The organism is Dictyobacter halimunensis (genome assembly GCF_036245075.1).
On the sequence record NZ_BSRI01000001.1, the window covers coordinates 1871269 to 1896966 of the forward strand.

Consider the following 25698-nt stretch of genomic DNA (forward strand, 5'->3'; position numbering starts at 1 on the left):
TGTTAATCTTCGATTGTTTCCGCCTACGGCGGAAACAATCGAAGATTAACCGACTATCATATTGCAAATTAGTGATGTTTAATATACTAGAAATTTACTGACAATACAATAAAAATAAAACAAAGAAAATATTTTTGTTGCCTTTTACACAAGGAATATGGGTAAACAGAACTGAAGAGCTAAAAGATGAAAATGGGCGATACCCCGCGGACTTATGAGGTGTCGCCCAGAATAAGATCGAAAAAATAATTGGCTGCAATTAATCAGCGATGACCGGGAGCTTACGCAAGTACTGGGTATCGGTTAATTCTTTGAGCATGAAGGCGGCCAGGTCGGTGCGGCGCGTTCTCTGGTCTTTGGACGTTGGACGCAGCGAAATGCGATATTCATCGGTGCGTGGATAATCTGATAGGCGCGCTGGTCGTACTACGACCCAATCCAGATTACTTTTGCTGATCTCTCGCTGCATCAATTTCATATCTTCATGTGTTTTTCTCCAGATAAGCGGAATCTGAATGGTGCCATACAATCCCTGCGGGGTGTATTGATCGTCGGCAGCGGCCGCCGTAACGCAGACCAGGCGGCGAATGCCATTTTTTTGCATCGCCTGTAAAATATTTTTGATACCCTGTGAGTATAAGCCCTGGGGCTTGTAGGCGCCTAGCAATCCTCGTTTGCGGGGGCCGACCGTAGATAGGACCGCGTTTTTGCCCTGCATCGCGGCATCTACCGAAGGCAGGTCAAAGACATCTGCCTTGACGACATGCAAGCGTTCATGCCGTAGTGGAAAGTTGTCCGGATTGCGTACGCCGGCCGTGACATCATGCCCCGCTTCGAGCGCTTGCTCAACTAGAGCCCTGCCAGTTCTTCCTGAGGCTCCAAAGATTACCAGTTTCATGCGTTTCAATCGTGCGGAACCTCCTGCCGCAGAGGAACGGGGAGGAAGCACGCCTCCTTCTTTCTAAATAATCGCTGGGAACGCGTTTCTGCTTCATTATACATGATTGCATACATGATTGTGGATTTTTTTGTTTCCGCAGGAATACGACCTGAGATCGATGCTTGCGATCACGATAGTGTGTGCTTTGCTCTCACATTTCCCATGGAGATGCTTTTGTTTTTGTCTGTGGTGTCACATTTGTTATTCTGAGGGCGTGTTGATATATAGTCAGAAATGGTTGAATCATACTCGTTGCGTAAACGATGGAACATACAAAGCCGTGAAGGATGTGACGTGCGTGCCCGCCTGCCTGCACCTATGCTGGCAGCGTGCGCGCATGGCCCACAACCGGAAAGGGATTTGATATATGCGTAATGATAGCGAAGCGGCACACATTGCCCGCATGTTAGCAAGTATCGGACAGCGTACATTGTCTAGTTGTGAAGTACTGCCAGACGATCTATTGCAGTATTCTCCACCTTTTTCAGACATCGGTTCCCCGCTGGCAACCGCTATTGACCTGGCCCGCGATATTGAAAAGTGGGTGCTCGTCCCTGTTGGTGGAAGGGAGCCACTCCTCAATCACTCGCTTGAGATGAAACCGATCGGTTCATTGTTGGCCCTCTCGCGTTGTTATAGCCAGTGGATGAAAAGCGTCCACACTATTTTAGATAATATGCCCGATTCTTTTATGGGCCTGCTGGTAGAGGCGCGCTCTTTACAGGGGAAGATGCGTGGCAGGCAACGCCCGACTGTGCGCGCCTGCCTGCTGACCGCGGTTGAGAGGAGCGCGTACCATCTGGGTCGAATCGAGACAATCAGCCAGATGGTAAACCAAAACAGTATGCCCCTCTCGCCCGCTAATCTGGTTCACCTGCGCGGTATCCACAATACTACCGTTAGCATCCATCGCTCATAGTGTATCGCCAGGCAGATAGCTACTTTAAATGCTAGCTATCTGCATGCGCATGAGCTGTCGATAAGACGAGCTCGCACTTCTCTTTTAGTGCTGGCGTGATCTATTGCCAGGGTTCTTCTGTGTCGTGGTATTTATGTTATGTCTGCTTTGATGACTTAGATTCTTGTCGGGATTTTCTGTACTGGTCGAAGGTGGTGCGGTTCGTTTGGGGGCGCGCTCATGTTCTGGATTGCCCGCCTTGCTTTCTTCAAATGTTTCAACTGGCAAATTCAGGGGCTCATAATCCATCTCTTCTGGCGTGCTCTCATATTTGTAGAGCCTGGTGTGCGTTGCCGGCTGAGAGGATGGTTGCCTGCCTGTTGTAGATGTGTTGAGCGGTAATGTAATAGGTTCATTGTCTCTCTGACTTTGAGATTGTTGTGTGTAGCGACCGCCAGACGTACCGGTTGAGCTCTGTCCGAGCTTTGAATTTGATGCTCTCTCCTGCAACTGTTTGAAGCGCTCCTTGAGCTTGCCACGCAACTCTTCACCACGCATAGGTGCGATCAACAGGCCTATCGCGGTCCCAATAAATAGGCCTCGGAGAAACTTTCCCATCTTGTTTGCCTTTCTATGCAACTGTATCTACCTGTGTAGTTTATGGCACAGGTGTGAGTCATTCCTATCAAAAACACGTTTTGTCCTGCGATGAAGTTTCATGGATCCCGTGTTGTAATAGCAGCCTTAGACTTTGGAAGCTCTGCCGCATGGACTTCTACCAGGGCGCTCTAGCCAAACTGTTGCTCACCTAGCTGAACCTTGACCGCCATTTGCTGATTGTCGCGATAGATCTGTAGCGTTACGGTCTGACCTGGAGTCTTGTTGATCAGGAAATCCTGCAGCGTGGCCGTATCCTGGATGGATTGATTGTTGGCTTCGACAATGATATCACCCCGCTTTAAGCCTGCCATGGCGGCGGCGCTATCGGGTTTTACATTGACGATTAACGCTCCATGATTCACCGGTAACTGGGCCTGATCCGCGATGTCCGAATCGACGCTGACGACGTTGACCCCTATATCGGCGCGTCCAGATTGGACGACATGACCCGAGTTAATCAACTGTGGTACGATGAATTTAACGCGATTAGATGGGATGGCGAAGCCGACGCCGGACGCCGGCGTTTTAAATTCGGGATCGATGGGCACGAGTGTGGGGATGCCAACCAGGTTCCCCTGCATGTTTACCAGGGCTCCGCCACTGTTGCCGGGATTGATGGCGGCGTCGGTCTGGATGGCGTTGATGATGAGGTTATTCTGGCCCTCATTAATATTGCGGCCCAGCGCGCTGACGATGCCACTCGTGACAGTCTGCGTAATGCCAAGCGGATTCCCGATGGCCAGTACCGGTTGTCCCACCTGCAGGCGCGACGAGTCTCCAATATTTGCTACCGATAGATGTTTGGGCGGAGTGATCTTTACGACCGCCAGGTCATCGTTGGGATCGGTGCCGACTACGTTCGCGGGCAGCCTGGTATTGTCGTAGAGTACGACCTGGTAGTTGAGGCCGTTGTTAACCACGTGATTGTTGGTGACGATATAGCCGCGTGGATCAATGATGACGCCCGATCCCAGTCCTCCTCCTGCCTGGGTCTCGACGTTGATCTGTACTACCGATGTGCGAAATTTGGCGGCGACCTGCTCAATCGATTGGCTGGCGCCCGGGAAGACGGCGCTGGCGGAATGGGTGGCGGCCCCGGCGGCGAGCCAGCCGCCCAGCGCACCCATCAGGAGCGCGATCAATGGCAGGGCGATGAACTTCATTTTGTTGTTTGTGCCGGTCCGCTGGCCGGGTGTGCCTCCAGGAGGTGGAAAACCTTGGGGCGCCGTACCCTGTGCCTGGTAAGCGTACTGCCCTGGCGGTGGTGTGGCTGGCGCGTTGGGCGGCGGCATGCTTGATGGCACATTGCCGGGAGGGGTACCCGCGCCGGCCCCTGGCGTTGGCGGCCAATCGGGCGGATAGTAAGAGCGATATGTCGGTTCCGCGTAAGGCGATGGCCTGCTGGTTGGCGGTTGTCCCTGGGCCTCATTGGATCGATAGATATCTGCTTCCGCGTCGAGCGGTGCGTATCCGGCAGGCCGTTCAGTCGGGCCGCGATATGGTGGCGGTTGCGTTGGCCCACCCTCTGTACCACCCCTGGACGGATCGTTTAGAAAGGGTGGCGTGTACGACCTGGACTTGTTCTGCTCAACGGGTTGTTCTGAAGATGCGTCTGTTGCTCGCTGTGGTATATTGGATGATTCGGAAGGATCTGGCTTTTGATCTGGATGTGACATGTGGAAATCCTCCTCAATCAGGATCGGTTAGAAGCACAAGAATGACGATAAGTCCACGAAAATAACTATAGCGTGTAAGCCCCTATTTGTACTCCCCCAAAAGATGGATTGCTGGTAACCCTCCATTGCGTGTCCGCTGAAGCAGCACGCGTTATCAGGGACTGGCATTCATCAAACGCGATGAGCATGATATAGTATGGATAATTACTGATCACATTCTGTTTTGAAAATAAGGATAACCATGGTACAAAAGCACTCTCTATCATCTGCACCCGGCACGGTTGCTCTTCTGGGATCTGGCGAATATTTACCCGTGATGAATGAGACCGATACCTACTTACTCGCTACCCTCGGAGAAGCTGAGCAGACACACATTGCGTTATTGCCGACGGCCAGTGGACTTGAGCCGGGCCGGCCTCAGTATTGGAACTCTCTGGGTTTTGAGCACTTCAAGCAACTGGGCGTGCAGGATATCCGCTTATCGTCCATTATTGACCATACGGGCAGCAACGATCCTGAGCAGGTTGCGCTGCTACAAGGGGCGAATTTCTATTATTTTTCTGGCGGCAATCCGCGCCATATTTTAGAGAGTCTGCGTGCCACGACTGCCTGGGAAGTTATCGCGGCCGCCTATCGACGCGGCGCCATCCTGGCTGGCTGTAGCGCCGGAGCCATGGCGCTTGGTTCCGTCTTGATCTCGCCCCGTGACGTCTACGCCGACCAGGCCCCCCAATGGCTGCCCGGACTCGGTATTGTGCCGAAGATCGCTGTTTTTCCACATTTTGATCGCATGCAGGGTAATGAGATCTGGGCCAGCGGATTTAAGCGTATCCTGGCCTCTTTACCCGAGGATCATCGTGGCCTGGGTATTGATGAGGATACCGCCCTGGTTAGAATGCCGGTTGAGGCGGAGGCAGGACTTGCCACCTGGAAGGTGATGGGCCTGCGTAGCGTTACGCTCTTCGAAAGAAATGGGTGCGCCCGCGTCTTCCACGTTGGCGAAACCATTGTTGATCTTTAAAACCCGTCAACTGCATATAGTCATTTTGCCAATGAGATCTGGTTTGTCTGGTGGCATTGGCGCGACCGGCTATTAGAAGTGCTGACGCAACTCCGAGAAGCTTTTCAGGGTAAGGTGTTTACCAGGACCAGATGTCTCGATGGCCTGGAACTCCACCGACCAGGTATGTGGATGGGGAATGTATACCGTGTTGAGATTGGCGGCGCGCGCCGAATTGATATCTGAGCGCGGCGAGTTCCCAACCATCCAGGTGCTGGCTGTCTGTAGTTCGAGCTCTTGTACCAGTTGAATATAGGCGGCGGGATCCTTCTCGGGCACGACAATCGCATGCTCAAAGTAGCCCGCCAGGCCGGAGCGCTCAATTTTTAATTGCTGCTCTTCGGCATGCCCCTTGGTGAGCAGAATAAGCTGATGTCGATGCGTCAGATCGACCAGCGTCTCCTCAACACCAGGCATGATCTCTAAAGGATGGCTGGATAGTTGCTGGCCAAAGTCGCGAATCTGCTCTATGTCAGCCTCGCTTACCTCGCGTTCCGCCAGTTGCTTATATACGGCGATCAGGCTGCGCGTGAAATTGGCGAAGCCATAACCTGTCTTTAACTCAACCTCATTAATCACAGCCTGTATCTCCGCCGGCTGGAGCGAAGAATGATTCAAGAAGCGGATAAAACTGCTGGTGGCCTGTTCGAAGTAGATGTTATTCTCCCACAACGTATCGTCAGCATCAATGAAAAGTGTATATGACATAAGTGTTCCTGATTTATATATAAGGTTGTATAGAATGAGCTGGTTCTCTACCTCAGATAGATCGTACCCAGGCATATGAAACTCTATCAAAGTACAACCATTTCCGCAAGAGCGGCTCTTCCTCTGTGTTGGCGAACGTGAGCGCCCCCGCACAGGCGCTCGCATGCGCGGCCGCACTCGTGTTTGTGTTGGCGAACGTGAGCGCCCCCGCACAGGCGTCCGCATGCGCGGTCGCACTCGTGTTTGTGTTAGTGCAACAGGGGCGCGGATGCGCCCCTGTTGCACTAACACAAACACGGCTATCTGAGCACCGTAGGTGCGTAGTGTCAGGGGCCGAAGGCGTGAACCTTCCTTTTGAATAAATGTAGCCGCTATATATACGTCCTTCTATATAGAGAAGGAAAAATGCAGCTTGAAAAGCAATTTCTGCATAGGTTGATGCTTTTACTATAGTGAGGGCGGCCATCAAGAGACCGCCGCGAACGGGCGGTAGATGTAAAGAACAGGTACATAAGTATCCTGGAATACTGGCTACAGTTATGATTACGAGCGACATCGTTGTATACTAGACTACGGTAAGATGAAGGATGAGATATGCTGTGCATAGGGTGCCAGGTTAGCGAGAATTTGTGATGGCTTACAGAGAAGAGATGACTGCGCGCTACAAGGGGATTACCATCTGGGTCGAAAAAATATCTGAGCATGAGTACGATGGTGTCTTCAAATGGAATGAGCGCGTTATCAAAACGGATCCTGCTTATGAATATTCCGCGACCCCGTCGGAGGCCATTGAGAGCGCTAAAGGAGTTATCGATATTCTGATCGAGCTGCGGCGTAGCGGTATCAATGTGGCCGGGGAGGATGAGGAGTAGTTTGTTGTATAGATTGCTGCCAATCACGGACGGGCTTGACGCCCGTCCGTGTTGCTATTATGTGGGATTGGGAGGAGGTGCCAGCGGTAACGTAAACCAGAAGGTTGAGCCATGACCCGGGGTGCTTGTTACGCCGACCTCTCCATGATGACGCTGAATGATCGTCTGGCAAATGTAGAGCCCCAGGCCCAATCCTTGCTGATTATTGGCGAGCGTGGACGTCTCTTTGATCTGGTAGAAGCGGCGCCAGATGCGTTTCTGCGCATCTGCGGTGAGCCCCGGCCCTTCGTCCTGCACCCAGACCGATACCTGCTTTTCCTTCTGCTCCAGGCCAACGCGAATAGGGCGTCCCGGTTCCGAATATTTCATCGCGTTGGTCACATAGTTGTTAATGACCTGCCCGATGCGATCGGGATCTACCTGCACATAGATCTCTGTATCCCGCGGAGTGAGCATCTGCAAGGCGTGCCCGGTCGTGGTGGCCTGTAGATCCTCAATAGTTTCCTGGATAATTTTGATCAGGTTACAGCGCCTCAGATGTAGCTCTAGTTTATCCACCGCGATGCGTGAGACATCGAGCAGATCATTAACCAGGCGCGCCTGCACATCGATCTGGCGCAGCGCATTGTTCATGTCATCCTCATTTTTCTGCCAGATCGTTGCGATGTCGGCCGGAGTGGCATCGGGGGAGGACGCTATACGTTTCATGCGGCGCTGAATGAGCTGGAGGGAGCCTTTGAGGATAGTGAGTGGGGTGCGCAATTCGTGGCTGGCGATACTCAGGAAGACATCTTTTTGTTTTTCTACTTCTTTACGCGCGCTGATATCCAGTACGATGGCTACGCCCAGGGTAGAGGAGCTCTTGAGTTGGGCAATAGCCATCATGATTGGAACCTGCTGCCTCTGCTTATTAAGAATGGCGATCTCAAACGGCTTACTGACGCCGGTTGAGAGGAACTCCTCGATCGCCTGGGCCTGGCGCGGCAGATATTGCTGGGTGGTCATGGCGGTCCATTGCAGATTTCGTTGCTGGATCTCTTCCTCGCTATAGCCAGTAATGTCTCGATAGGCCTGGTTCGTTTCGTAAATGTTGCCATAGATGTCGGCGACCAGTACGCCAATGATGTTGGATTCTACGAAGCGACGGAACTTGAGCTCGCTTTCACGCAGGGCTCGCTCGATGCGCTTGCGCTCGGTGATGTCCTGGTAGTAGACCGATAGCCCCTCGGACGTGGGATAGGCGTGCACCTCGAACCACTTTTTTTGTGGCAGAGAAAACGCTTCAAAGTGATTGGCCTGCTGCTTTGTAATCGCTTGTCGGAACTTGCGTGTAAAGAAAGGATCGGCAAAGGCCGGCGTGACGTCCGCGATGGGCTGGCCCAGGAGATCGGCTAGCTTTTTGCCCAGAAGCTTTTCGGCGTGAGGATTGACATAGGTGTAGCGCCATTCGCTATCAATAGTGAAAAAGGCGTCGCTGATGCTTTCGAGAATTGAGGTCATCTTGCTGGCGGTCGCCAGTTGCTGCGCCTCAGCTTCTTTGAGGGCGGTAATATCCATGACCGCTGCGATCATGCGTACCGCGACACCCTGCTCATCATACAGCCAGCGCCCTCGTAATGTGAGCCAGCGGATCGATTGATCGGGACAGATGTGGCGATACTCGATACTATATTCTGTTTTTTCCCTCAGCGCTTCCTGGATCGCGTGATCTCGCTGGTCCAGATCTTCGGGATGAATAGCGGCCATCAGTTGCTCGTAACTGACCGTATGCCGAGGGGAAAAGCCAAACAGGATCTTGCACTGCTCATTAAGCGTCAGATGATTGGTGCGCGTATCCCAATCACATAGACCAATCTTGGCGGCACCTACAGCCAGGCGCATCTGTTCCTCGCTCATCTGCTGATAGTGCCGCTGCTCGGTAATATCTTTACCGTGAGCAATGATCTGGGAGAGCTGACCTTTGCTATCCTGGACAGGAACAAAATGAAGTCGGATCAGTCGGTAGCTGCTATCACTTCTACGCATCCTGCATTCTGTCTCAGCCGCTTGCCCGGATTGAACCGCCTGCGTAAAGGCGGATTGCGCACAGTCGTTGTCTAGAGGATGGACACAGTCCAGCCAGCTTTGCTGTTGTTCCTGTCGTGCACCGACAAAAATCTTCCAGTTGGAGGAATCCAGAGAGTCAAAATCACCATAGGGCGTCATGAGCCAGAAGATATCGGCGCTGTTATGAGCCAGTGCCAGGAAGAGATCTGCACTCGTCTGTTGTATGTGCGCCCCTCGCTCGAGAGGCATAGACTCTTGTGTTCCGGACGTACGTTGGTCAGATTCCATTGACTGAACCTCCACGTAAAAAAACGTTCCTCTTTCTATATACTATATATACCTCGTTATAGACGCTCTGAAGGGAAACCGTGAACAGGTTGTGTTGGTGTAGATTGCCTTTGGAAGCGGCGCCAATCAGTTCTGTTAAAGAAAGCATTTCGCCTCGTGTCACCACGAGGCGAAATGCTTTCTTTATGTGCGAACTTCAAGATTTGACCTTGTAGATAGTGACATCCTGGTTGTGATAGACGACTTGCATAAATGACCCAAAACGATTCAGATTGGCCTTGCTATAGGTGCTGCGTTCTAACGTGCCAACGTAGAGATACTGCGCATGATAGCGCGCCATCGTGGCCAGCACATTCTGCGGATTGGGATCGGTATAAATCTCGGTGACCTCGTCTTTGCGGCTATTAAATTCGGCGGCGTTGGCCGGATTGCGATTGAACCATTGGACGCGCCACTGGTATTCGTGCCCGATCCAGCCCATAATGGTCGGCAGGCCGGTTAAGCCTGAGACGCGAGCGTAGTAGGTATAGTCATCGCCCACCGCTTCCACGATGACCGGTGAGCCGCTAATGTTGGCGTTCAGCCAGCGGATCGCGTTGTAGTCCCCGACCGAGGCCGGGTCCCTCTGCAAGTAGTTCAGACCATCCAGACTGTTGGTGCGGAACATCCCGGTCTGTTGTGTTGCCGGATCAAAGCGGACAAAGCGGTAGTAGGGCGCGACAATGGGATAGATGGAACTGGTCAGCACCAGGACCAGCAGGATGGCGCCCCAGACAATCTTTCCTCCCGTTACCACGTAGCGCAATGAGCCCTGCAGGCGTTCTTTGATCTGGAAATTCTCCAGGATGTAGTAGAAGCCGGCACCACCGGCGATCGAGAGCAGGATCCAGGCCTGAAAGTAGAATTTGAAGACGCTATTCATGCGTGGATTGCTATCGACAAAGACGTCGCGCAGGAAAAAGATTTCACAGCCCGCGATCAGGGCGAAGGCGACCGCGCCCAGCAGGAGTGTAAAGGCGTGCGCCCGGTCATCTATCTTCTGCATGATGGCGACGATGGCCGTGATCGTGATGCCCAGCGCGATGAAGAGTGTTACATTGGCGGGATCGAAGAACTGGCAGGCCAGTCCGATGACGATAAAGCCCAGACCCGTCATTGTGCCGATAAAGGGCCAGGAGAGATATGCTTCCTGCGGCGCCGTTTCCGACCCATCAGACTCTGGCTCTGTAGTAGCCTCTATATTGGAGGTGGGCGCCGGTCTAAATGTACGTGTAATGATATCGCTGAAGAGCAGCGAGAGAAAGACAAAGGCCAGAAAGGTGTAGATCAAGAGCTCATTGCGTAAAGATGTGCGTTCCGACAGTGGAGCGATCCCGATGCCCTGTGAGGGAGAGATGAAGGTGAGATGGAAGGGTACAAATAGCAAGATCGCCAGTACGGCCAGGGCCAGCGAGGGCGCGGCGACATCGAGGACGAGCCGCCAGCTGAAGCGGCGCTTATTCAGCAACCACTGTTGTAGCGCGATACATACGATGACCAGCCCCATATAGGTTGGCAGATCCCAGCCATTCATCACAAAGAGTCCGCCGAGAGAGAGGCTTGTAGCGCCCAGTGTCAGGGGGAGACGCCAGCCACGCCCAAAGAGGAAGATCCCTTTGCCTTCATGCTCCAGCAGCAGGTTTAACGCCAGGCCGATGGCCATAATGGTAAACGCCAGCGAGAGCACGTGGGCGTGAAAATCTGAGAGCAGGAAGCTGAAGGCCGGGAATTCATTAATGGTGCGTGGGATGATACGCGTCGGGTTGAACCAGTCATAGCCGTTCGCGCTCCCTCGATCGTGGAACCACTGAAACGCCGAAGCCAGATTGCCAAACATCAGGGCCATGATCACGGTAATCAGCCCGAACGGAATCCCTATTTTGAGGGCGCCAGGGATGGCGTGAATCGGTTGCTCTTGTGGCTCATCCTGCTCCTTGTCGACGACTATCTGCCGCTGCCGGCGCAGGTGGCGCGACCAGGAGACCAGGTTGCTGGAGACACCGAACAGGCTGACCGCTGTGAGGCCATAGAGCATGCTGATACCGGTGTTAAAGGCTACCGATGGCAGTTGCCCCAGCAGTTTGGCCAGGAAGCCAACGATATAGTGGGCATAGTAGTAATAATTGATCGAGTAGCCGGCATACCACATGTCTGGTGGCGGAAAATGCTGGCTGCGCATGATGGAGGCGAGAAAGCCTTCATCCATGAACATCTCGTAGGAATGAATATCAGGTCCAAAGGAACGCAACCAGCCTAGCAGGAAGACCATAACCAGGAAGACCGCTTCAGTAGCAATAATATACAGGCTATTAGAGCGCACCATCCTGAGTATGGTCTGGCGCGTACGCAGGAAGCCAACCACATTCAATGCCAGCAGCACCAGCACTACCGTGAGGATGAAGATCCTGCTGAATGGGAGCGCCTGGATAACCATCAAGGGCCACCAGACACAGAAGGAGGTTACCAGGACTGCCAGAGCCTTACTCCAGGCCCAGCCCCGATCAGGAATATTGTGGAAAACCGTGACGGTGAGCGGTAGAAAGATGATCCCAAGGACCTCTACCAGTGCCCACATCTGCAATAACTCTAACATATATGCTCATCTCTACCAGAATATCTGTCCTGCATATGGACAGGGCCGTTCTCAGCCCTGTAAACCTATTATACTTGCTTCAGGCTATTCTCTGCATTGTTTAAACTTTATCATATTCTAGCGTTGTTTGGATGAGGTGGGACCCGTAATAGGGCTTTTGGCTAGTGCTCTATATAACCCAGTGGCCGGTAATAAACTGGGTGAGCAGAAAAAAGAAGAGCGAGCCGGAAACGAGCAGGTAACATTGGTTGACCAGGCGATTTTTGCCGATGATAGCCAGCGTTATAAAGGCCGGGAATATTTCAAGGAGATAGCGCGATAATGCTTCCAACGGTGGTGTCATAGGGCGAAATGTAGGATACATCTGCACATAGGCGAACACGATGAGACCATAGACGACGTATACCATCTGATCGCGTCGTAAACGCCATGGCCCAACGATGGCGAGTATCAGCACTATAAATATGAAGATATCTGGTAACGCGTCCGTGAGCGTGCGTAAGGTTATAAAACTCAAGATGCCGCCCCCGTGTTCCAACATGAATTGAAAGCCGAGCCAGAGGTTATAGCCGGGGAATACCAGTTGTCGATACCAGTTCTGTTGCGCGGTCGCGAATGAGAAGAAAGAGCCAAAATACAGGTAGCAGTAGCAGCCATAGGCGATCAGGGCCGCAGGAATGAGTGCCACGCTGAGGATGTCAAAGCGGATGTTGCGGATCTGAAAGTGCCTCTGCCTTAGATATTCATAGAGAAACGGAAAGACCAGCAGGATACCAACCGAGCGGCTGAGCATAGCGAAGATCCCGCAGATGCCCGCTAACCACCATCTCCGATGTCGCATGCAGTAGAACAGCATGATGGTAAAGCATAAAAATAAGGATTCATTGTACGCTGCCAGGTAGAAGAACGCCGTTGGAAAGATCGATATGTAGAGCACAGCCCTGCGCGCCTGCTCCTGACCCACTTCCTCGTAGACTAATTGGTACAGCACAATGAGCATTACCAGGTCGGCTATACTGGAGATGAGCAGACCGGCCAGCAGCCCGTCATTGAAGGTAATGATCTGTACATATTTTATTAACAATGGATAGAGGGGGAAGAATGCAGTATTGACCTTTTCGATATAGCCCTGATTGGCAAAACGTATGAAATTACCTGTATCCCATCGGTTCCATTCTCCCCATATCGTGTACAATGGAAAGACCTGAGAAGAATAATCCTTGACCGTGAATAATATGGCCATGCAACTGGCTACAAAGACAGCCAGGTGGATGGCGATGAAGGTCGGTAATGTGTCGATGGTGGCGTGCCGCCATTTTTTCCATGTAGATAATCTTTGATCTTCTTCCTGTGTATCCTCCTGCTTGCTTTTTAACTCATTATCGGGTGGTGATTGTTCACCTGGTACAGTTAATGGGTCTGATGTCATATTTGATGATTTATTCTCCACATGCATTTTTTCCATCACCACTCCTATAATGAGAAATATGTTGCAATTAACTTATTAATTCATACATTAGAATGCATGAATTAATATTCGTAAGTCGGTGTCTGACTCTTTAATCTTTACACGAATGTATGTTATTTTTAGGACACTTTATTGTATTTTTTTGTGTTCTTTGCATAAAAGTGGCTTCCTTTGAGTGAGAAGGCAAAAAAACAATGGGAGGTTCTGCCAGTTTCAAAAGACTTGCTATAGACTATATGGGTCCATAGTTCTCGACTCTCATTTGAGAGATGAAGAAGCGCGCGATGTCCATCAGAATATAGATGGAGATTATACTAATAGAATAATTGACGCCTCTATGCAGGAGGCTGTAATCACCCGCTCGCGGCTTATAATTTCTAGCCCGGCTGATGAGTGTTCACCGAGGTGCTTTGACTATTCTATCAAGGAGCTACGCGTTGATATAAAAAAGCATCTGAATGGGCTATTTAAATCATGGGATAAGCGGGCAGGCAGCGGTATTTTGTGTTTGCATTTCTGGATTTTCTTTTCATTTGCTAATATTTATATTGACTTTTTTTAATAAAGCAGTTACACTCGATATGATTTTATTCCTCAATTATCAATCGCGCAATTATGTAACCTGTTTTAGCTCAATAAGAAAGGGCGAATCTTGTTATATGGTGCCTGCACCCGGTGAACCACCTTCGTTTGATTCTGCTGATGTTTTAAAAAAAGCACGCGAGCATGTTCTTTTGATCATTGATACAAACGAAGTTCGGTCTCAGTACCTGGCTCGCCTCCTTACGCTGGCCGGGCTACGAGCAATTATTACCTCGACTTCCTACCAGGCGTTTGACCGTTTCCTGAAAGAGCATTTCGTTCCCCGTCTCATTTTGCTAGGTCAACAGGAAGAGACAACAGGCCCTATTTTTACCCGCCTCCTGCAGCGTTTAAACCACGAAATACAGCGAGACGTTCCCGTTATGCCGCTATCTTTCATATATCTGCCTGATGGTCTGCTTCTATCGGCCGAGGATACGATTTCAAATACCATGCACTGTATCTCTCCACCAAATAGCCTGATTTTACGGCGCATCTGGCAATTTTTACCGTCGGCGCAGATACCGCTGAAGACGGCGGAACATACCATGGTGCTGGAGTCTTTGCCGAAGCTAGGCTTTAAGCCACGCGTGGCCCGCTCCAGGCGGTCGTTTTCTTCGCATATGCATCTTGAGTTGAAGGCGGCCAGGCAGGTTATCCCTGCCGACCAATGGAATACTTTGTTGACCGATGTCGGTCTGGCCCAATTTTGTAAAGAAGAACAATGGCCACCTGAGGTCGATCAATTTACAATTCCGCCTCAATATTTTTCATTACTGATGCGGGCGGTGATGTTTTCGGCGCCTACGCAGCCTCTGCGGCAGGTATATCGCTGGGCGGGACAGGTCGAAGCGGATACCTTGCAAAAGGCTATCTTCCTCTTTCTTATGCAGCAGATCCCTAAAGTGATTGGTGCTGATCGCACGATGCGCACGCTATTGACCATCCTGGCGAATGAGGTCGATAGCCGGCGCGGCGAAAAGCTGACCGAATGGAAGCGCTTCGACGATGGCTCATTTGTTTTTGTGTTCTACAGCAATATATTTGCCTATAGTGTCATGGGGGCTGAGCAGCCATTGTGTATGCCGTGGCAGTATTCGTTTGACCTGATGTTGCGTCTGGTGAAACAAGAGCGGCAGTGGGAGATACGCGAGGTGGAGTGCAGCGCCCAGACGCATACCGGGCACTGCGTCTTCCTTATTTCACCCAGAAAAAGTTAGCCGGTTTTAATTGGTCTTGCATCCCATGGTGCTGGCGCGCGCATGCAGATGAAATGGTACATAGATTGACTCTGGCTCCTGCGTGCGTCGTCCCGTAATACGTTCGAGCAGCAAGTGTACCGCTATGCGTGCTATCTCATGCTTGTCTGGCTCGATGGTGCTGAGGGGCGGGTTGGCGTAGCGGCCATCTTCAATGTCATCAATACCGATGACGGCGATATCCTCTGGAATACGACACCCAGCTGCTCCTAGTACAGAGATAGCGCCGAGAGCCATCAGGTCGTTGAAGCAGAAGATGGCATCGGGCCACTCTTCGCGGGGACGTGCGAGCAGCGCTTGCATTGCTGCCGCACCATCGGGCCGGTGCCAGAGTCCCCCATCCATGAAAAGCGATTGATCTATAGGTAGATGAGCTTCCGTTAGCGCCTGCATAAAGCCCTGCAGACGTAGCGATGGGGCCTCACTACGTGCCTTCTGGACTCCGATGGCGGCGATCTTGCGTTTCCCCTGTTCGATCAGGTGCCTGGTGGCTGTATATGCCGCCGCTGTATTGTCGATGAGCACGTGGTCTAGCGGCGCGCCAAACAGTCTTTCACCAAGCAGGACAATTGGACCACTCGTTTGTATCTGGCTCATGTCTTCTACGTCAAGCGCGTGTGAGTCCAGAATCAAGCCATCGATGAGATGGGGGCTCATCCCGGCCAATATATTGAGCTCTTTGTCGCGTTCAGAGAAGGTGTAATCCAACAGGACCGTGTAGTTGCGCCCGGCGGCCTCGGTGGCGATGGCGTGACCAATATCGGCAAAATAGGGGTTGGAGAGATCCGGGAAGGCGTAGGCCAGCACATTTACCTGGGCCTTACGCAGATGGCGGGCCGCGTTATTCGGCTGATAATTCAATTTTTTGATGGCATCAAGTACCAGCGCCCGCGTCTCCGGTCCTACGTGATCATAATTGCCGTTGACCACATTGGAGACAGTCTTTATCGAGACGCCGGTATAAGCCGCGATATCTTTTAAATGCACTGCCACGGTCGTTTTGCCATTCCTTCTCTTACTCAGCTTTATGTTTTTGTTCAAAATAGTAGCACCCCAATTTACCTCATGTCAACTTATCACTTTCCCTAAGAGGTGCGTCAGACTCCCCGGCGAGAAATTTGTTTCACGGAATCCTTGACAGGCACGTTTTTTGGATGTTATACTACGTTCAACGTTGAACGAACTCAACTGATCAGCGGTACATATCAGCCAATGACATTGTCTGTCTGCCAGCTTTTCGTTTATTGTGCAGCATAAGCATGACCACAATATCACGTTATGTCTGGACATCAGTATGAGTTTGCCTCTTTTTTTGATGAATTCGTCTTTATTTATGCATTGTAGCATGGAGCTTCCAGTATTTCTCGTTATGAGAAAGGGGATGAACACGGATGTCGAAACAACAGGATATTTTCAAGCAATGGGATGCTCTCTCGTCTCAGTATGCTATCTCGCGACGCTCTTTTATTAAGTCTTCCGCTACTGTTGGAGCGTTCGCCGCTGCCGGCGGCTTGCTGGCCGCCTGCGGGTCGCCTTCAACTGGAGGGGCCGCTAGCGGCAATGCGACCGCCAATGAAGGTACCGTGACTATCTGGGATCGCTCGGGCGATCTGTTCCAGGTGTTTGACGCTACCATTGAGAGCTTCAATAAGAAGTATCCCAAGATCAAGGTGAAGCATGTATCGGTAGATGTCGATGCGAAGCTGCCCACAACCCTCAATACCGGCGTTAATGTGCCGGATGGCTCTTTCTACGAGGATAATAACCTGCCAACGCTGGCTTCGCACTACTACGATATTACGGACTGGATTCAGCCGTACGTGAAAGACATCGTGCCGTTTAAGCTGCGCGTCAATACCCATAATAATCGCATCGTTGGTATCCCCTGGGACCTTGATCCAGGGCTGCTGTACTATCGCGAAGATATGTTACAGGAGGCCGGCGTCGATCCTACATCGATTCAGACCTATGACGATCTGCTCGCGGCCGCCAAAAAGGTGCAGACGAAGTTCGGCCCCTCCTGTAAGCCGATACACCTGGAACAGGATCCTGGTCTGACGCAGCTGTGGGTTGAGATGTTTGCCAACCAGCAGGGAACCAGCATGGTGGATGCCAGCGGTAAGCTGCAGATTAATACGCCGGCCTACCTCAATATTATGAAATTCTTGAAGGCGGTACGCGATCAGAACCTGGGGACGCGTGCGCAATATTATGGACCTGGCGACGTGGCGGCGATCGAGAATAATCAGGTGGCGTTCTATCCCTGGGCGGTCTGGGCTGTGTATGGTCCTGATCTGCTCTTTAAGAAGACCAAAGGGAAGTGGCGCGCGATGCCTCTGCCCGCCTGGACTACAGGTGGGGCTCGTGGGGCCGTGATGGGTGGTAGCTCGTTTATCATCCCGAAAAAGGCGAAAAATCCTCATCTGGCGTGGCTCTTCTATGAGCACCTCGTCTTCAGTAAAGAGGGCTATACCTCCGTCTATGGACCCAATAAAGTCTATCCCGGCGGTATCAATACCTCGATCCCTTCGTATATGCCCGCGCTTGGGACACAGCTGTATAAAAATTCCGAGGGCCTGGGTGGACAGAATCTGTGGCAGACGGTGACCGGTACCGTCAAAGATATTCCTGGCAATTTCTATATTGCCCCCTGGTACAACCAGGCTGTACCCTACTTTGGCACCAATGTTCAGCGTATGCTGGATGGGCAGTTGACGCCGCAACAGGTGCTGCAGAAGTCTTCGGATGATATTCAGACCAAACTGGTTGCCCGCCAGTAGGAGCTGCGTGCTTATCTACAGGTCATGGCCCGGGAGGGCTCATATCGTTATGAGCCCTCTTTATCCTCAGGGAGGAGTTTTTCTGTTATGGCTGTCGCTACATCCCAGCCAGGCTCTGCTACCCCTTCTCCTATGCCTTCTCGTTCGCCGTTGGAACGGTTGCGTCGCTGGCTAGGTGGTAGCTTCTCGCCCTATCTATTTATCGCGCCTTTTGTGATTTTCTTTTGCGCTTTTTCACTGTTTCCGTTTCTCTATTCGTTCTTTTTGAGCTTTACCCATTGGCATGGTGATGCTGATCCTCGCTTCATCGGCCTGGATAACTATACCTTTTTATTGACGGATAGCTCGTTCTGGCAGTCGTTGGGAAATTCGGCCGTGCTGTGGTTTTTGATTGTGCCGGTGCGCGTGCTGGTGGCTGTGGTGATCGCTGCCCTGCTGTCCTTGCCTGGACTGCGTCTGCGCGGTTTTTTCCGTACCTCTATGCTGCTGTCCTATGTGGTGCCTCTGGTGGCGATTGCCCAGGTCTGGCTGGTGCTGTTTGACCAGGATTTTGGGGCGGTCAATACGCTCTTGCATATAGTACATCTGCCCTCGATCGGTTGGTTGACGACCAGTATGTGGGCCAAGCCGACGTTGGCGTTGTTGGTGCTGTGGGGCGGGAGCGCCTTCGCGATGTTGACGATGCTGGCCGCGATCCAGGCGATTCCGGTGGAATATTATGAGGCCGCCTCGATCGATGGCGCCGGAGCGGTACGACAGTTCTTTTCACTTACGCTGCCGCTGCTGCGCCGCACCGTTGGTTTCCTGGTTGTCTTTAGCACGCTGGGTGTGGTGCAGATGTTTGCTGAGCCAAAGGTGTTGACGAATGGTGGTCCCTATAATTCGACGACGACCGCCGGTTATCTGCTCAATTCCTACATTGCCAATTCTGATTTTGGTACCGGCGCCGCCAATTCGTTTCTGCTGACAATTTTATTGGTTCTGCTTTCGCTGTTTATGCTGCGCTTCTTGCGGGCTGGAGAGGAGAGGTAGGATGGCTGTAACAACTTCACAGTCCCATGACAAGACGGCTCGCCAGATGCTCACTGGCTCGTCAGGTATACGCCGTCGTCACTTCCGGTTCAGTAGTGTACTGGTCTATATTATGCTGGCTATCGCCGCGTTGGTAACGATCTTCCCACTGGCCTGGATGTTTGTTTCGTCTTTGAAGCCGGGTAGCGAGATCGCTACGACGCCGCTGGGCCTGGATCTGCATACGCTCTCTTTTCATAACTATACCGCTTTGCTCGCTGCCGTGCCGATGTGGGTCGGATTTCAGAATACCTTTATTGTGCTGATTCTGCAGGGAGGCGCGACTATGCTCTTTTGTCCCCTGGCCGGCTTTGCCTTTGCCAAGTTTCAATTTCGGGGCAAGAAATTTCTGTTCGCGTTTGTACTCTCGACCATGATGGTCCCCGCCATCGCGATGATCCTTCCCCTCTTGCTGGAGATGGGCGCCCTCAACTGGGTTGATACCTACCAGGGATTGATCGCGCCCGGACTGGTCAACGCTTTCGCCATTTTCTGGACGCGGCAGCAGATCGCGGATGTGCCGGATGAACTGTTGGAGGCGGCCAAAGTGGATGGGTGTACCCCGTTCGGTATGTACTGGCGTATCGTTCTTCCGCTGATGCGACCCGCATTGGCGGCGCTGGCGATCATGACCTTCCTGGGCGCCTACAATGATTTTGTCTGGCCGGTGATCGTTACGGGGTCCGATTCGATGCAGACCCTGCAGGTGATGCTGTCAAACCTGGCAACTCAGATCAATAATTCGAGCCCAGGCACGACCGGCCATGATGCCTGGGGTATGATTATGGCCGCCAGTACGGTGGCTACGTTTCCTGTTCTGGTTCTGTTTATCGCGCTGCAGCGCCAATTTGTCAGCGGCATGCTGGCCGGGGGTGTCAAGGGATAGCTTATGCATATATCTTCTAAACAAGAAAACAGATCACGGCTGGCCTGTGGGCAGCGTTCAGCCTATCCTCGTCCGGATTTTGATCGGTCACATCGCTGGCTGTGCTTAAATGGTTCCTGGGATTTTTTGCCCGATCCCGATCAGCAGGGATTGGCGGAGCACTGGGAAGAACCCTGCCATGCCAGTTGGGCGCAACAAATTCAGGTTCCCTTTGCCTGGGAGACGGTGGCCTCCGGGATTGGACAGGAATGGTTGCCAGTTGGCTGGTACCGTCTGCGCATACAGCGCCCTTCGGAATGGAGCGGTGAACGGACCATCCTGCACTTTGGCGCGGTGCACTATCTGTGTCAGGTGTGGGTGAATGGTCTATGGATCGGCGAGCACCGTGGTGGCTACCTTCCTTTCAGTTTCGATATTACCGAGGCGTTGCGCGATGGGGCTGGTGAGCTGATCGTGCGCGTTGAGGCGCCATTGGATAAGCTCGCTATCCCACATGGTAAGCAGCGTAGTCGTCCCAATGATGATTATTATGAATGTCAGTTTACAGCGAACAGTGGCATCTGGCAGTCGGTCTGGCTGGAGGGGCGCCCAGAGACGTTTATCCAGCATGTGCGCCTGTTGCCGTCTCAGGATTTAACGGCTATTGAGGTCCAGATGGAACTGCAGGGCGATGCGTTGGATGGCATCACGCTTTCCGTCCAAATCGAAGGTATGCCAGAGCAGGTTGTTTCCATTCAGGATCGTATCGTGCGCTTGACCTTGCCTGTCGAGCAGCCTCGCCTCTGGTCGCCGGAGGATCCGCACCTCTACTATGTGACGTTCAAGCTGACGAGCGGCGCTGGCGTCGATCAGGTGAAGTGCTATACCGGGCTGCGCTCGATTGAGACGCGGGGCAACCGACTGTTGCTGAACGGTGAGCCGCTTTATGTGCGTGGTGCGTTGGAGCAGGGTTACTGGCCGGAAAGCGGCTATAGCGCTCCCAATGATGATGCCCTGCGCCTGGATGTTGAGCTATCGCTGCAGGCGGGCTTTAATCTGATGCGCAAACATATCAAGCTGGAGGATCCGCTCTGGCTCTACTGGGCCGATCGGCTGGGCCTGCTGGTGTGGGCTGAACCTCCCTGCTATGGTCGTTTCTCTGAGGAGGCCGCCGCCCTGTTTGAGTCGCAACTGCCGCTGATGGTGGAGCGCGACCATAACCATCCCGCCATTATTCTGTGGGGTATCTATAACGAGGAATGGGGACTGGATTGGCGCAGCGGCCAGGATATAGAGAAGCAGGAGGCGGTGATCCGGGCATACGATCTGCTGGTCGCCCACGATCATAGCCGTCCCATTCTTGATGATTCCGGCTGGAATCACGTCAAGACCGATGTGCTGGACTGGCATTATTACGATGAGGATAATCAGCGCTGGCGCGATGTGACGGCGGCCCTGGCCAGCGATAATACAACGTGGTTTGGTCACCAACTGGGCGTGGACCACTGGTATGAGACGCAGCTGTGTGTTACCGGCCATGAGCATCAAGAGATTCCTCTATTAAATGGCGAATATGGCGCGGGCCGGACCGATGAGGAGCGCGGCTGGTATTTTCGCTGGCAGACGCAGGAGCTGCGGCGGCACGCGGCTATCAGTGGCTACATCTATACCGAGCTCTATGATGTTGAAAACGAGCTTTGTGGCCTCTATGATGCCTGGCGCCAGCTTAAGCCGCTGGGTTATGATCCCCGCATCGTCAATGCCGATACGCTCATTATCTTTGACCTGGTGCCGCATCAGCCCGGCCTGGACTACCTGGTGGAACAGGCCGAACTATCCATCCCGTATCAGATCTCGCATCAGGGCGCGCAGGCTATCCATGGTCATCTCCTCTGCTGGTGGAATGATGATAGCACGCATGGGAGCCGGGCAGACATACACATAGAGCCCTATACGATCACCGCCCGACAACTATTACACTTTACCCTGCCGTCTGGGCCTGCCAGTGGTCGTTTGCATGTCCAGTTACAGGATGAGCATGGCCATAGCTGCGCCTATGCTTTTTGGATCTGGCCCCAATCAGCCAGTATCCATCCAAGGAAAATCAGCAGGCGTCGCAAGAGAATTATGCCCTCTCTGAAAAAGACCTGCCGCAGGTCACCAGAGAATAGCAAGCATGAGCTCCCACGAGTTGAGAGCTCGTCCCTATCTCCATTGGTTGGTGCATGGAGCGCGAACGCGCCCCACGCACCAACCAAAAACGATGCAGCCGTGTATGCGGACGACTGTACAGGAGCACTCAAGATAGAGACATTTTTTCCGTATGAGCTCCCACGAGTTGAAAGCTCACCCAAACCTTAATCTGTTGGTGCACGGGGCACAGTCGCGCCCATGCACCAACCAAAAAACGAATGCGGCCGCACATGCGGACGCCCGTACGGGGGCGCTCAAGCCCCCGGTAAAAAGTATGTCTGACATTTAAATAACCATGAAAGGAAAAGATGCATATGGCCTCTGGTGGACAGAAGAATAGGGGGCACAAAATATATTTGCTCGCCTTGTGGTTGCTGTGCTTTTTCATGATCGCCTGTGCATCATCTACGAAGCCCATGTCAAAATCTGTTGTCGCTCTCCATAACCCATTGGCCCCTGTGGCCGATCCTTTTATTGTCTATCACAATAAGAGCTACTATTTAACCGGTACCCATACCGGCAATTCGCTGGAAATCTGGCATGCGCCACGTCTGGAAGATGTGAGCCATACCTCAAAGACCATATGGAGCCCGGCTTCTGGTGAGCCCGCCTTCCAGGTCTGGTCTCCTTCCATGTTTTTGCTGGATTATCAGGGGAGCCGCCACTGGTTTGTGTATTTCACGGCGGCCCTTACCAATACGAATGAAGACCATCGCATCTATGTCTTGCAGAGCCAGGGGGAAGATCCTCTGGGACCATATACATATAAAGGCCAGTTGACCGGGACCGATAGTACCACGGCCATCGATGCCTCAATTCTACAACTGCATGGCCAACTCTATATGATGTATGTGCTGGAGAAAGGAACCAATGCGACCTACCTGGCTCCTATGCGCGATGCGCTAACCGTCAGCGGGGCGCCACGCCTGATCATCGATCCCGATCAACCCTGGGAGCAGGGATTCCAGGCCCACTCCACCTACCCGGTAGCGGAAGGACCCGAGGCCCTGTATCACGACGGCAAGACGTTTATCGTCTATTCGGCCAGCGATACCGGCAACTATAATTATTGTCTGGGGCTGATGACGTATGTGGGCGGTGATCCACTTGAGCGTAGTTCCTGGCAGAAAAAGGGGCCGGTCTTTGAATACAATAGCGACAACGGTGTATTTGGTCCCGGACGCGCCCACTTCACGACCTCACCTGACGGCAAGCAGTCCTGGATGGTCTATCACGCCAAGACCAGTTCTGACTTTACCTACGCGGGACGTGAGGTACGCGCCCAGCCTTTTACCTGGAATGCCGATGGCAGCCCCAATTTCGGTACCCCGGTTAGCCTGAAAACTCCTCTGGCGCCGCCCTCTGGAGAATAACGGGCAATAGCCAATAGCCGGTATATAAAAGTGGCTCCCCGACTCGTCGGGGAGCCACTTTTATATACCGGCTATTATAACTTCAAGACGCGTTCGGCGTTCAGGTGACTGATCTTTTCTTTATCGGCGGGACTGATGGCGGCGTGATCCAGAAATGCGCGTCCCTGTTCATTGCTGCTATAGGGATAGTCGACGGAGAAGATGATGCGGTCGGCCCCGACCGTCTGCAGGGCGAGCAGTAGCGGAGGATCTGAGAAGAAGCCGCTGGTCGTGATGGTGAAGTTGTTCAGGAAGTACTCAAGCAGCGGCCGTTTGAGATTCTTGACCAGCGGGGCCAGGGTATTGCTGATGCGATCCAGCATGAAAGGCAGCATCTCTCCCATATGCCCGATGATGATCTGTAAATTGGGGAAGCGATCAAATACGCCTGCCAGGATCAGGCGCAAGGAGTGAATACCGACCTCTGAGTGCCAGCCCCAGCCAGCCGTAGCCAGCGAGAATGAAACAGCCGGGTCGAAGCCGCCATAATAAGCGTCTCTTACCACCGTGGGTGGCTCGCCAGGATGAATATAGATCGGCACTCTCAGGGCGGCGGCCTGTTCCAGGATGGGGCGGAATTGCGGATCATCCAGGAAGCGCCCCTGCGTCGTCCCATTAATCATGGCGGCCTTAAAGCCGGGCAAGCGTAGCGCTCGTGCTAATTCATCAGCCGCGGCGGCCGGACTCCTCATTGGGAGGGTGGCAAAGCCCGCGAAGTGCTCTGGATGTGCGGCGATGGCCGTGGCCAACTGATTATTGGCCTCCCGCACCAGTTCGATCTCCTGTTCCTGTGGAACTGATAATACGCCCATGGCGGTATGAGAGATGACCTGCAGATCAATGCCGTTGGCGTCCATATCTTTGAGACGTGCGTCGCCAAGGTCACTGAGCTTTTCCTGTATCTGGGATAGCATGGTTGGCGTTGGGCTGGAGCCCTGTGCGGCGTGTAGCGCCGCTTTAAAGCTGGTTGACAAAAAGTGTTCTTCGATAGTGATTGTACGCATAAGCAGTCCTCACGATATTTCGTGCCAGCACTGCTCTTCCCTGAATCACTGTGCACGACCTGATAATCGATTCCGAGCACGTAAAAATAATGCTCTCTCCCGGCATCTTGATAATCAGTTGCCACGATCAGGAACGATATGTATGTATGTTTTATCTACTGAGAAATTTTAGCTTTATAAGCGTTCCATTGCCGTTCATTGAATCCCAGTTCGCGTTTGAGCATGCTTAGCTCTTCACTATCAAGAAACTCCTCGGCCAGGAAGCAGCAACGACCAATATGCTCTTCTTTGACGATGCGTGACATGGGGAGGACAAACCAACCGCGTTTGCGTAACTGTCGGAGCGCTTGTAGATCCTGCACAAAGAGGGTCTGCAGGGTATCAAATGCATTATTCGTCTTCATCGCCTTTGCCTTTCCTTCTCAGCAGTGAGCAGGTTAAAAGATGCCGGTGCGTTATTTCTGCCTCTAATATATCACACGGAAGTTTGCAGGTGGAATAGAAAAAGGGGTGAAGTTCTAAGATCACATATGGATACTATATCCATGTGTGATTATGTTTTTACATGGCTCGCACCTGTGGTGCTCAAGTCATTTATATATTGCTGCATGGGGGGCGCATCCGCGCCCCCCATGCAGCAATATATAAACGCGGCCGCGTAGCGGACGCGCGTGTGGGGGGGCACACATTCCTAATGTGGATGAGAAAAAAAGTTCTTAATTGTATAACGCGGGATCGAGTTGATTGATTTTTACCAGCATGCCATCTGGATCTTCTAGCTGTAGCTGGTAGCCAAAGCCTTCATCTCCCGTGGGACGCGCGATGGTGACGCCGTCGGCGCGCAGCCGTTTCTCTAACTCTTCTAACGATGCGCCATATTCAAAGTTGAGCTCAACCCGGCCCTCGTTCTGTTCGGGATTGGCCGGATGCGCCAGTAGTCCCAGTTCGGTCTTGCCAATTCGCAACAACGCCCAGTCTCCATCCCGGCTCCCATGAACGATGGTTGCACCGAGCTTGCTATAAAAATCTAGCGCCCGCCCCATCTCCTCGACATGTAGCATAGGCTGCAGGCGTAACGTCTCTTCTGACTGCTCAACTTCAGACGCTTGTTGTGCACGATGATTCTCGCCTGTGTCAGCCAGGTATGCGCTAAAAACTTTTTCTACCAGGTCGGATAAAGACAACTGCTCATCAATGGAACGATGTTTCATCTTTTTAACGGTCTCAGGGGTGAGGTACACATTAAATTGCTGCTTCGCTTCTTTCATCCTTGGCCTTCTTTCC

General features: G+C 52.5%; 20 protein-coding genes. 9 read left to right on the top strand and 11 right to left on the bottom strand.

The window, feature by feature from the left end:
* Positions 1 to 259: 259 nt before the first annotated feature.
* The gene (locus AABA21_RS07415; protein ID WP_338251007.1) at positions 260 to 898 is read right to left on the bottom strand and encodes an NAD(P)-dependent oxidoreductase; all 639 of its coding nucleotides are present in this window, start codon (positions 896 to 898) and stop codon (positions 260 to 262) included.
* A gap of 409 nt (positions 899 to 1307) precedes the next feature.
* Here AABA21_RS07415 and AABA21_RS07420 point away from each other — a divergent pair, with 409 nt between their 5' ends.
* Positions 1308 to 1859 (top strand): hypothetical protein, encoded by a 552-nt coding sequence (locus AABA21_RS07420; RefSeq protein ID WP_338248438.1) that lies wholly within the window; start codon positions 1308 to 1310, stop codon positions 1857 to 1859.
* 84 nt (positions 1860 to 1943) lie between these two features.
* On the opposite strand, the gene AABA21_RS07425 is transcribed toward AABA21_RS07420, so the two are convergent.
* Both AABA21_RS07425 and AABA21_RS07430 read right to left on the bottom strand, forming a co-directional pair.
* Positions 1944 to 2456, bottom strand: coding sequence for a YtxH domain-containing protein (locus tag AABA21_RS07425; RefSeq protein WP_338248440.1), 513 nt, complete (start codon positions 2454 to 2456; stop codon positions 1944 to 1946).
* Between the two features lie 170 nt (positions 2457 to 2626).
* On the bottom strand, positions 2627 to 4174 hold the full coding sequence (locus AABA21_RS07430; RefSeq protein ID WP_338248441.1) for a S1C family serine protease: 1548 nt from the start codon (positions 4172 to 4174) through the stop codon (positions 2627 to 2629).
* Between the two features lie 241 nt (positions 4175 to 4415).
* Between AABA21_RS07430 and AABA21_RS07435 the strand changes: the two genes are divergently transcribed.
* Entirely contained in the window at positions 4416 to 5195 is a 780-nt protein-coding gene (locus AABA21_RS07435; protein WP_338248443.1) for a Type 1 glutamine amidotransferase-like domain-containing protein, read from the top strand.
* A gap of 72 nt (positions 5196 to 5267) precedes the next feature.
* Here the strand turns inward: AABA21_RS07435 and AABA21_RS07440 are convergent, their stop codons facing one another.
* Positions 5268 to 5942: an HAD family hydrolase gene (locus AABA21_RS07440; protein ID WP_338248445.1), complete on the bottom strand. Its 675-nt coding sequence runs from the start codon at positions 5940 to 5942 to the stop codon at positions 5268 to 5270.
* Positions 5943 to 6574: 632 nt separating this feature from the next.
* Here AABA21_RS07440 and AABA21_RS07445 point away from each other — a divergent pair.
* Complete coding sequence (locus tag AABA21_RS07445; protein WP_338248447.1) at positions 6575 to 6814, top strand: hypothetical protein; 240 nt, start codon at positions 6575 to 6577, stop codon at positions 6812 to 6814.
* 57 nt (positions 6815 to 6871) lie between these two features.
* Here AABA21_RS07445 and AABA21_RS07450 read toward each other — a convergent pair whose 3' ends face one another.
* The 3 genes from AABA21_RS07450 to AABA21_RS07460 all read right to left on the bottom strand — a co-directional run bounded on the left by AABA21_RS07450 (position 6872) and on the right by AABA21_RS07460 (position 13209).
* Positions 6872 to 9148, bottom strand: coding sequence for a PAS domain S-box protein (locus AABA21_RS07450; protein ID WP_338248449.1), 2277 nt, complete (start codon positions 9146 to 9148; stop codon positions 6872 to 6874).
* A gap of 196 nt (positions 9149 to 9344) precedes the next feature.
* Positions 9345 to 11780: a DUF2298 domain-containing protein gene (locus tag AABA21_RS07455; protein WP_338248451.1), complete on the bottom strand. Its 2436-nt coding sequence runs from the start codon at positions 11778 to 11780 to the stop codon at positions 9345 to 9347.
* Positions 11781 to 11949: 169 nt separating this feature from the next.
* Entirely contained in the window at positions 11950 to 13209 is a 1260-nt protein-coding gene (locus tag AABA21_RS07460) for a glycosyltransferase family 39 protein (RefSeq protein WP_338248452.1), read from the bottom strand.
* 773 nt (positions 13210 to 13982) lie between these two features.
* Between AABA21_RS07460 and AABA21_RS07465 the strand changes: the two genes are divergently transcribed.
* The gene (locus AABA21_RS07465) at positions 13983 to 15050 is read left to right on the top strand and encodes a hypothetical protein (RefSeq protein WP_338248454.1); all 1068 of its coding nucleotides are present in this window, start codon (positions 13983 to 13985) and stop codon (positions 15048 to 15050) included.
* A 6-nt stretch (positions 15051 to 15056) separates the two neighbouring features.
* Here AABA21_RS07465 and AABA21_RS07470 read toward each other — a convergent pair whose 3' ends face one another.
* Positions 15057 to 16082 carry a LacI family DNA-binding transcriptional regulator gene (locus tag AABA21_RS07470; RefSeq protein WP_338248456.1) on the bottom strand — a complete coding sequence of 342 codons (1026 nt, stop codon included), beginning with the start codon at positions 16080 to 16082 and terminating at the stop codon, positions 15057 to 15059.
* Between the two features lie 398 nt (positions 16083 to 16480).
* Here AABA21_RS07470 and AABA21_RS07475 point away from each other — a divergent pair, with 398 nt between their 5' ends.
* The 5 genes from AABA21_RS07475 (at position 16481) to AABA21_RS07495 (ending at position 23371) form a co-directional block, all read left to right on the top strand.
* The gene (locus tag AABA21_RS07475) at positions 16481 to 17869 is read left to right on the top strand and encodes an ABC transporter substrate-binding protein (RefSeq protein WP_338248458.1); all 1389 of its coding nucleotides are present in this window, start codon (positions 16481 to 16483) and stop codon (positions 17867 to 17869) included.
* An 87-nt stretch (positions 17870 to 17956) separates the two neighbouring features.
* A complete protein-coding gene (locus AABA21_RS07480) occupies positions 17957 to 18901 on the top strand; it encodes a carbohydrate ABC transporter permease (protein ID WP_338248461.1) in 945 nt (314 codons plus the stop codon).
* A 1-nt stretch (position 18902) separates the two neighbouring features.
* Entirely contained in the window at positions 18903 to 19826 is a 924-nt protein-coding gene (locus AABA21_RS07485; RefSeq protein WP_338248463.1) for a carbohydrate ABC transporter permease, read from the top strand.
* Between the two features lie 3 nt (positions 19827 to 19829).
* Complete coding sequence (locus tag AABA21_RS07490; protein WP_338248465.1) at positions 19830 to 22166, top strand: glycoside hydrolase family 2 protein; 2337 nt, start codon at positions 19830 to 19832, stop codon at positions 22164 to 22166.
* A gap of 248 nt (positions 22167 to 22414) precedes the next feature.
* Positions 22415 to 23371: a glycoside hydrolase family 43 protein gene (locus tag AABA21_RS07495; protein ID WP_338248467.1), complete on the top strand. Its 957-nt coding sequence runs from the start codon at positions 22415 to 22417 to the stop codon at positions 23369 to 23371.
* A gap of 74 nt (positions 23372 to 23445) precedes the next feature.
* On the opposite strand, the gene AABA21_RS07500 is transcribed toward AABA21_RS07495, so the two are convergent.
* The 3 genes from AABA21_RS07500 to AABA21_RS07510 form a co-directional block, all read right to left on the bottom strand.
* Positions 23446 to 24414 (bottom strand): amidohydrolase family protein, encoded by a 969-nt coding sequence (locus tag AABA21_RS07500; RefSeq protein WP_338248468.1) that lies wholly within the window; start codon positions 24412 to 24414, stop codon positions 23446 to 23448.
* Between the two features lie 155 nt (positions 24415 to 24569).
* Positions 24570 to 24818, bottom strand: a complete 249-nt coding sequence (locus AABA21_RS07505; RefSeq protein WP_338248471.1) for a hypothetical protein — start codon at positions 24816 to 24818, stop codon at positions 24570 to 24572.
* 312 nt (positions 24819 to 25130) lie between these two features.
* Entirely contained in the window at positions 25131 to 25682 is a 552-nt protein-coding gene (locus AABA21_RS07510) for a VOC family protein (protein ID WP_338248473.1), read from the bottom strand.
* Positions 25683 to 25698: the final 16 nt, after the last annotated feature.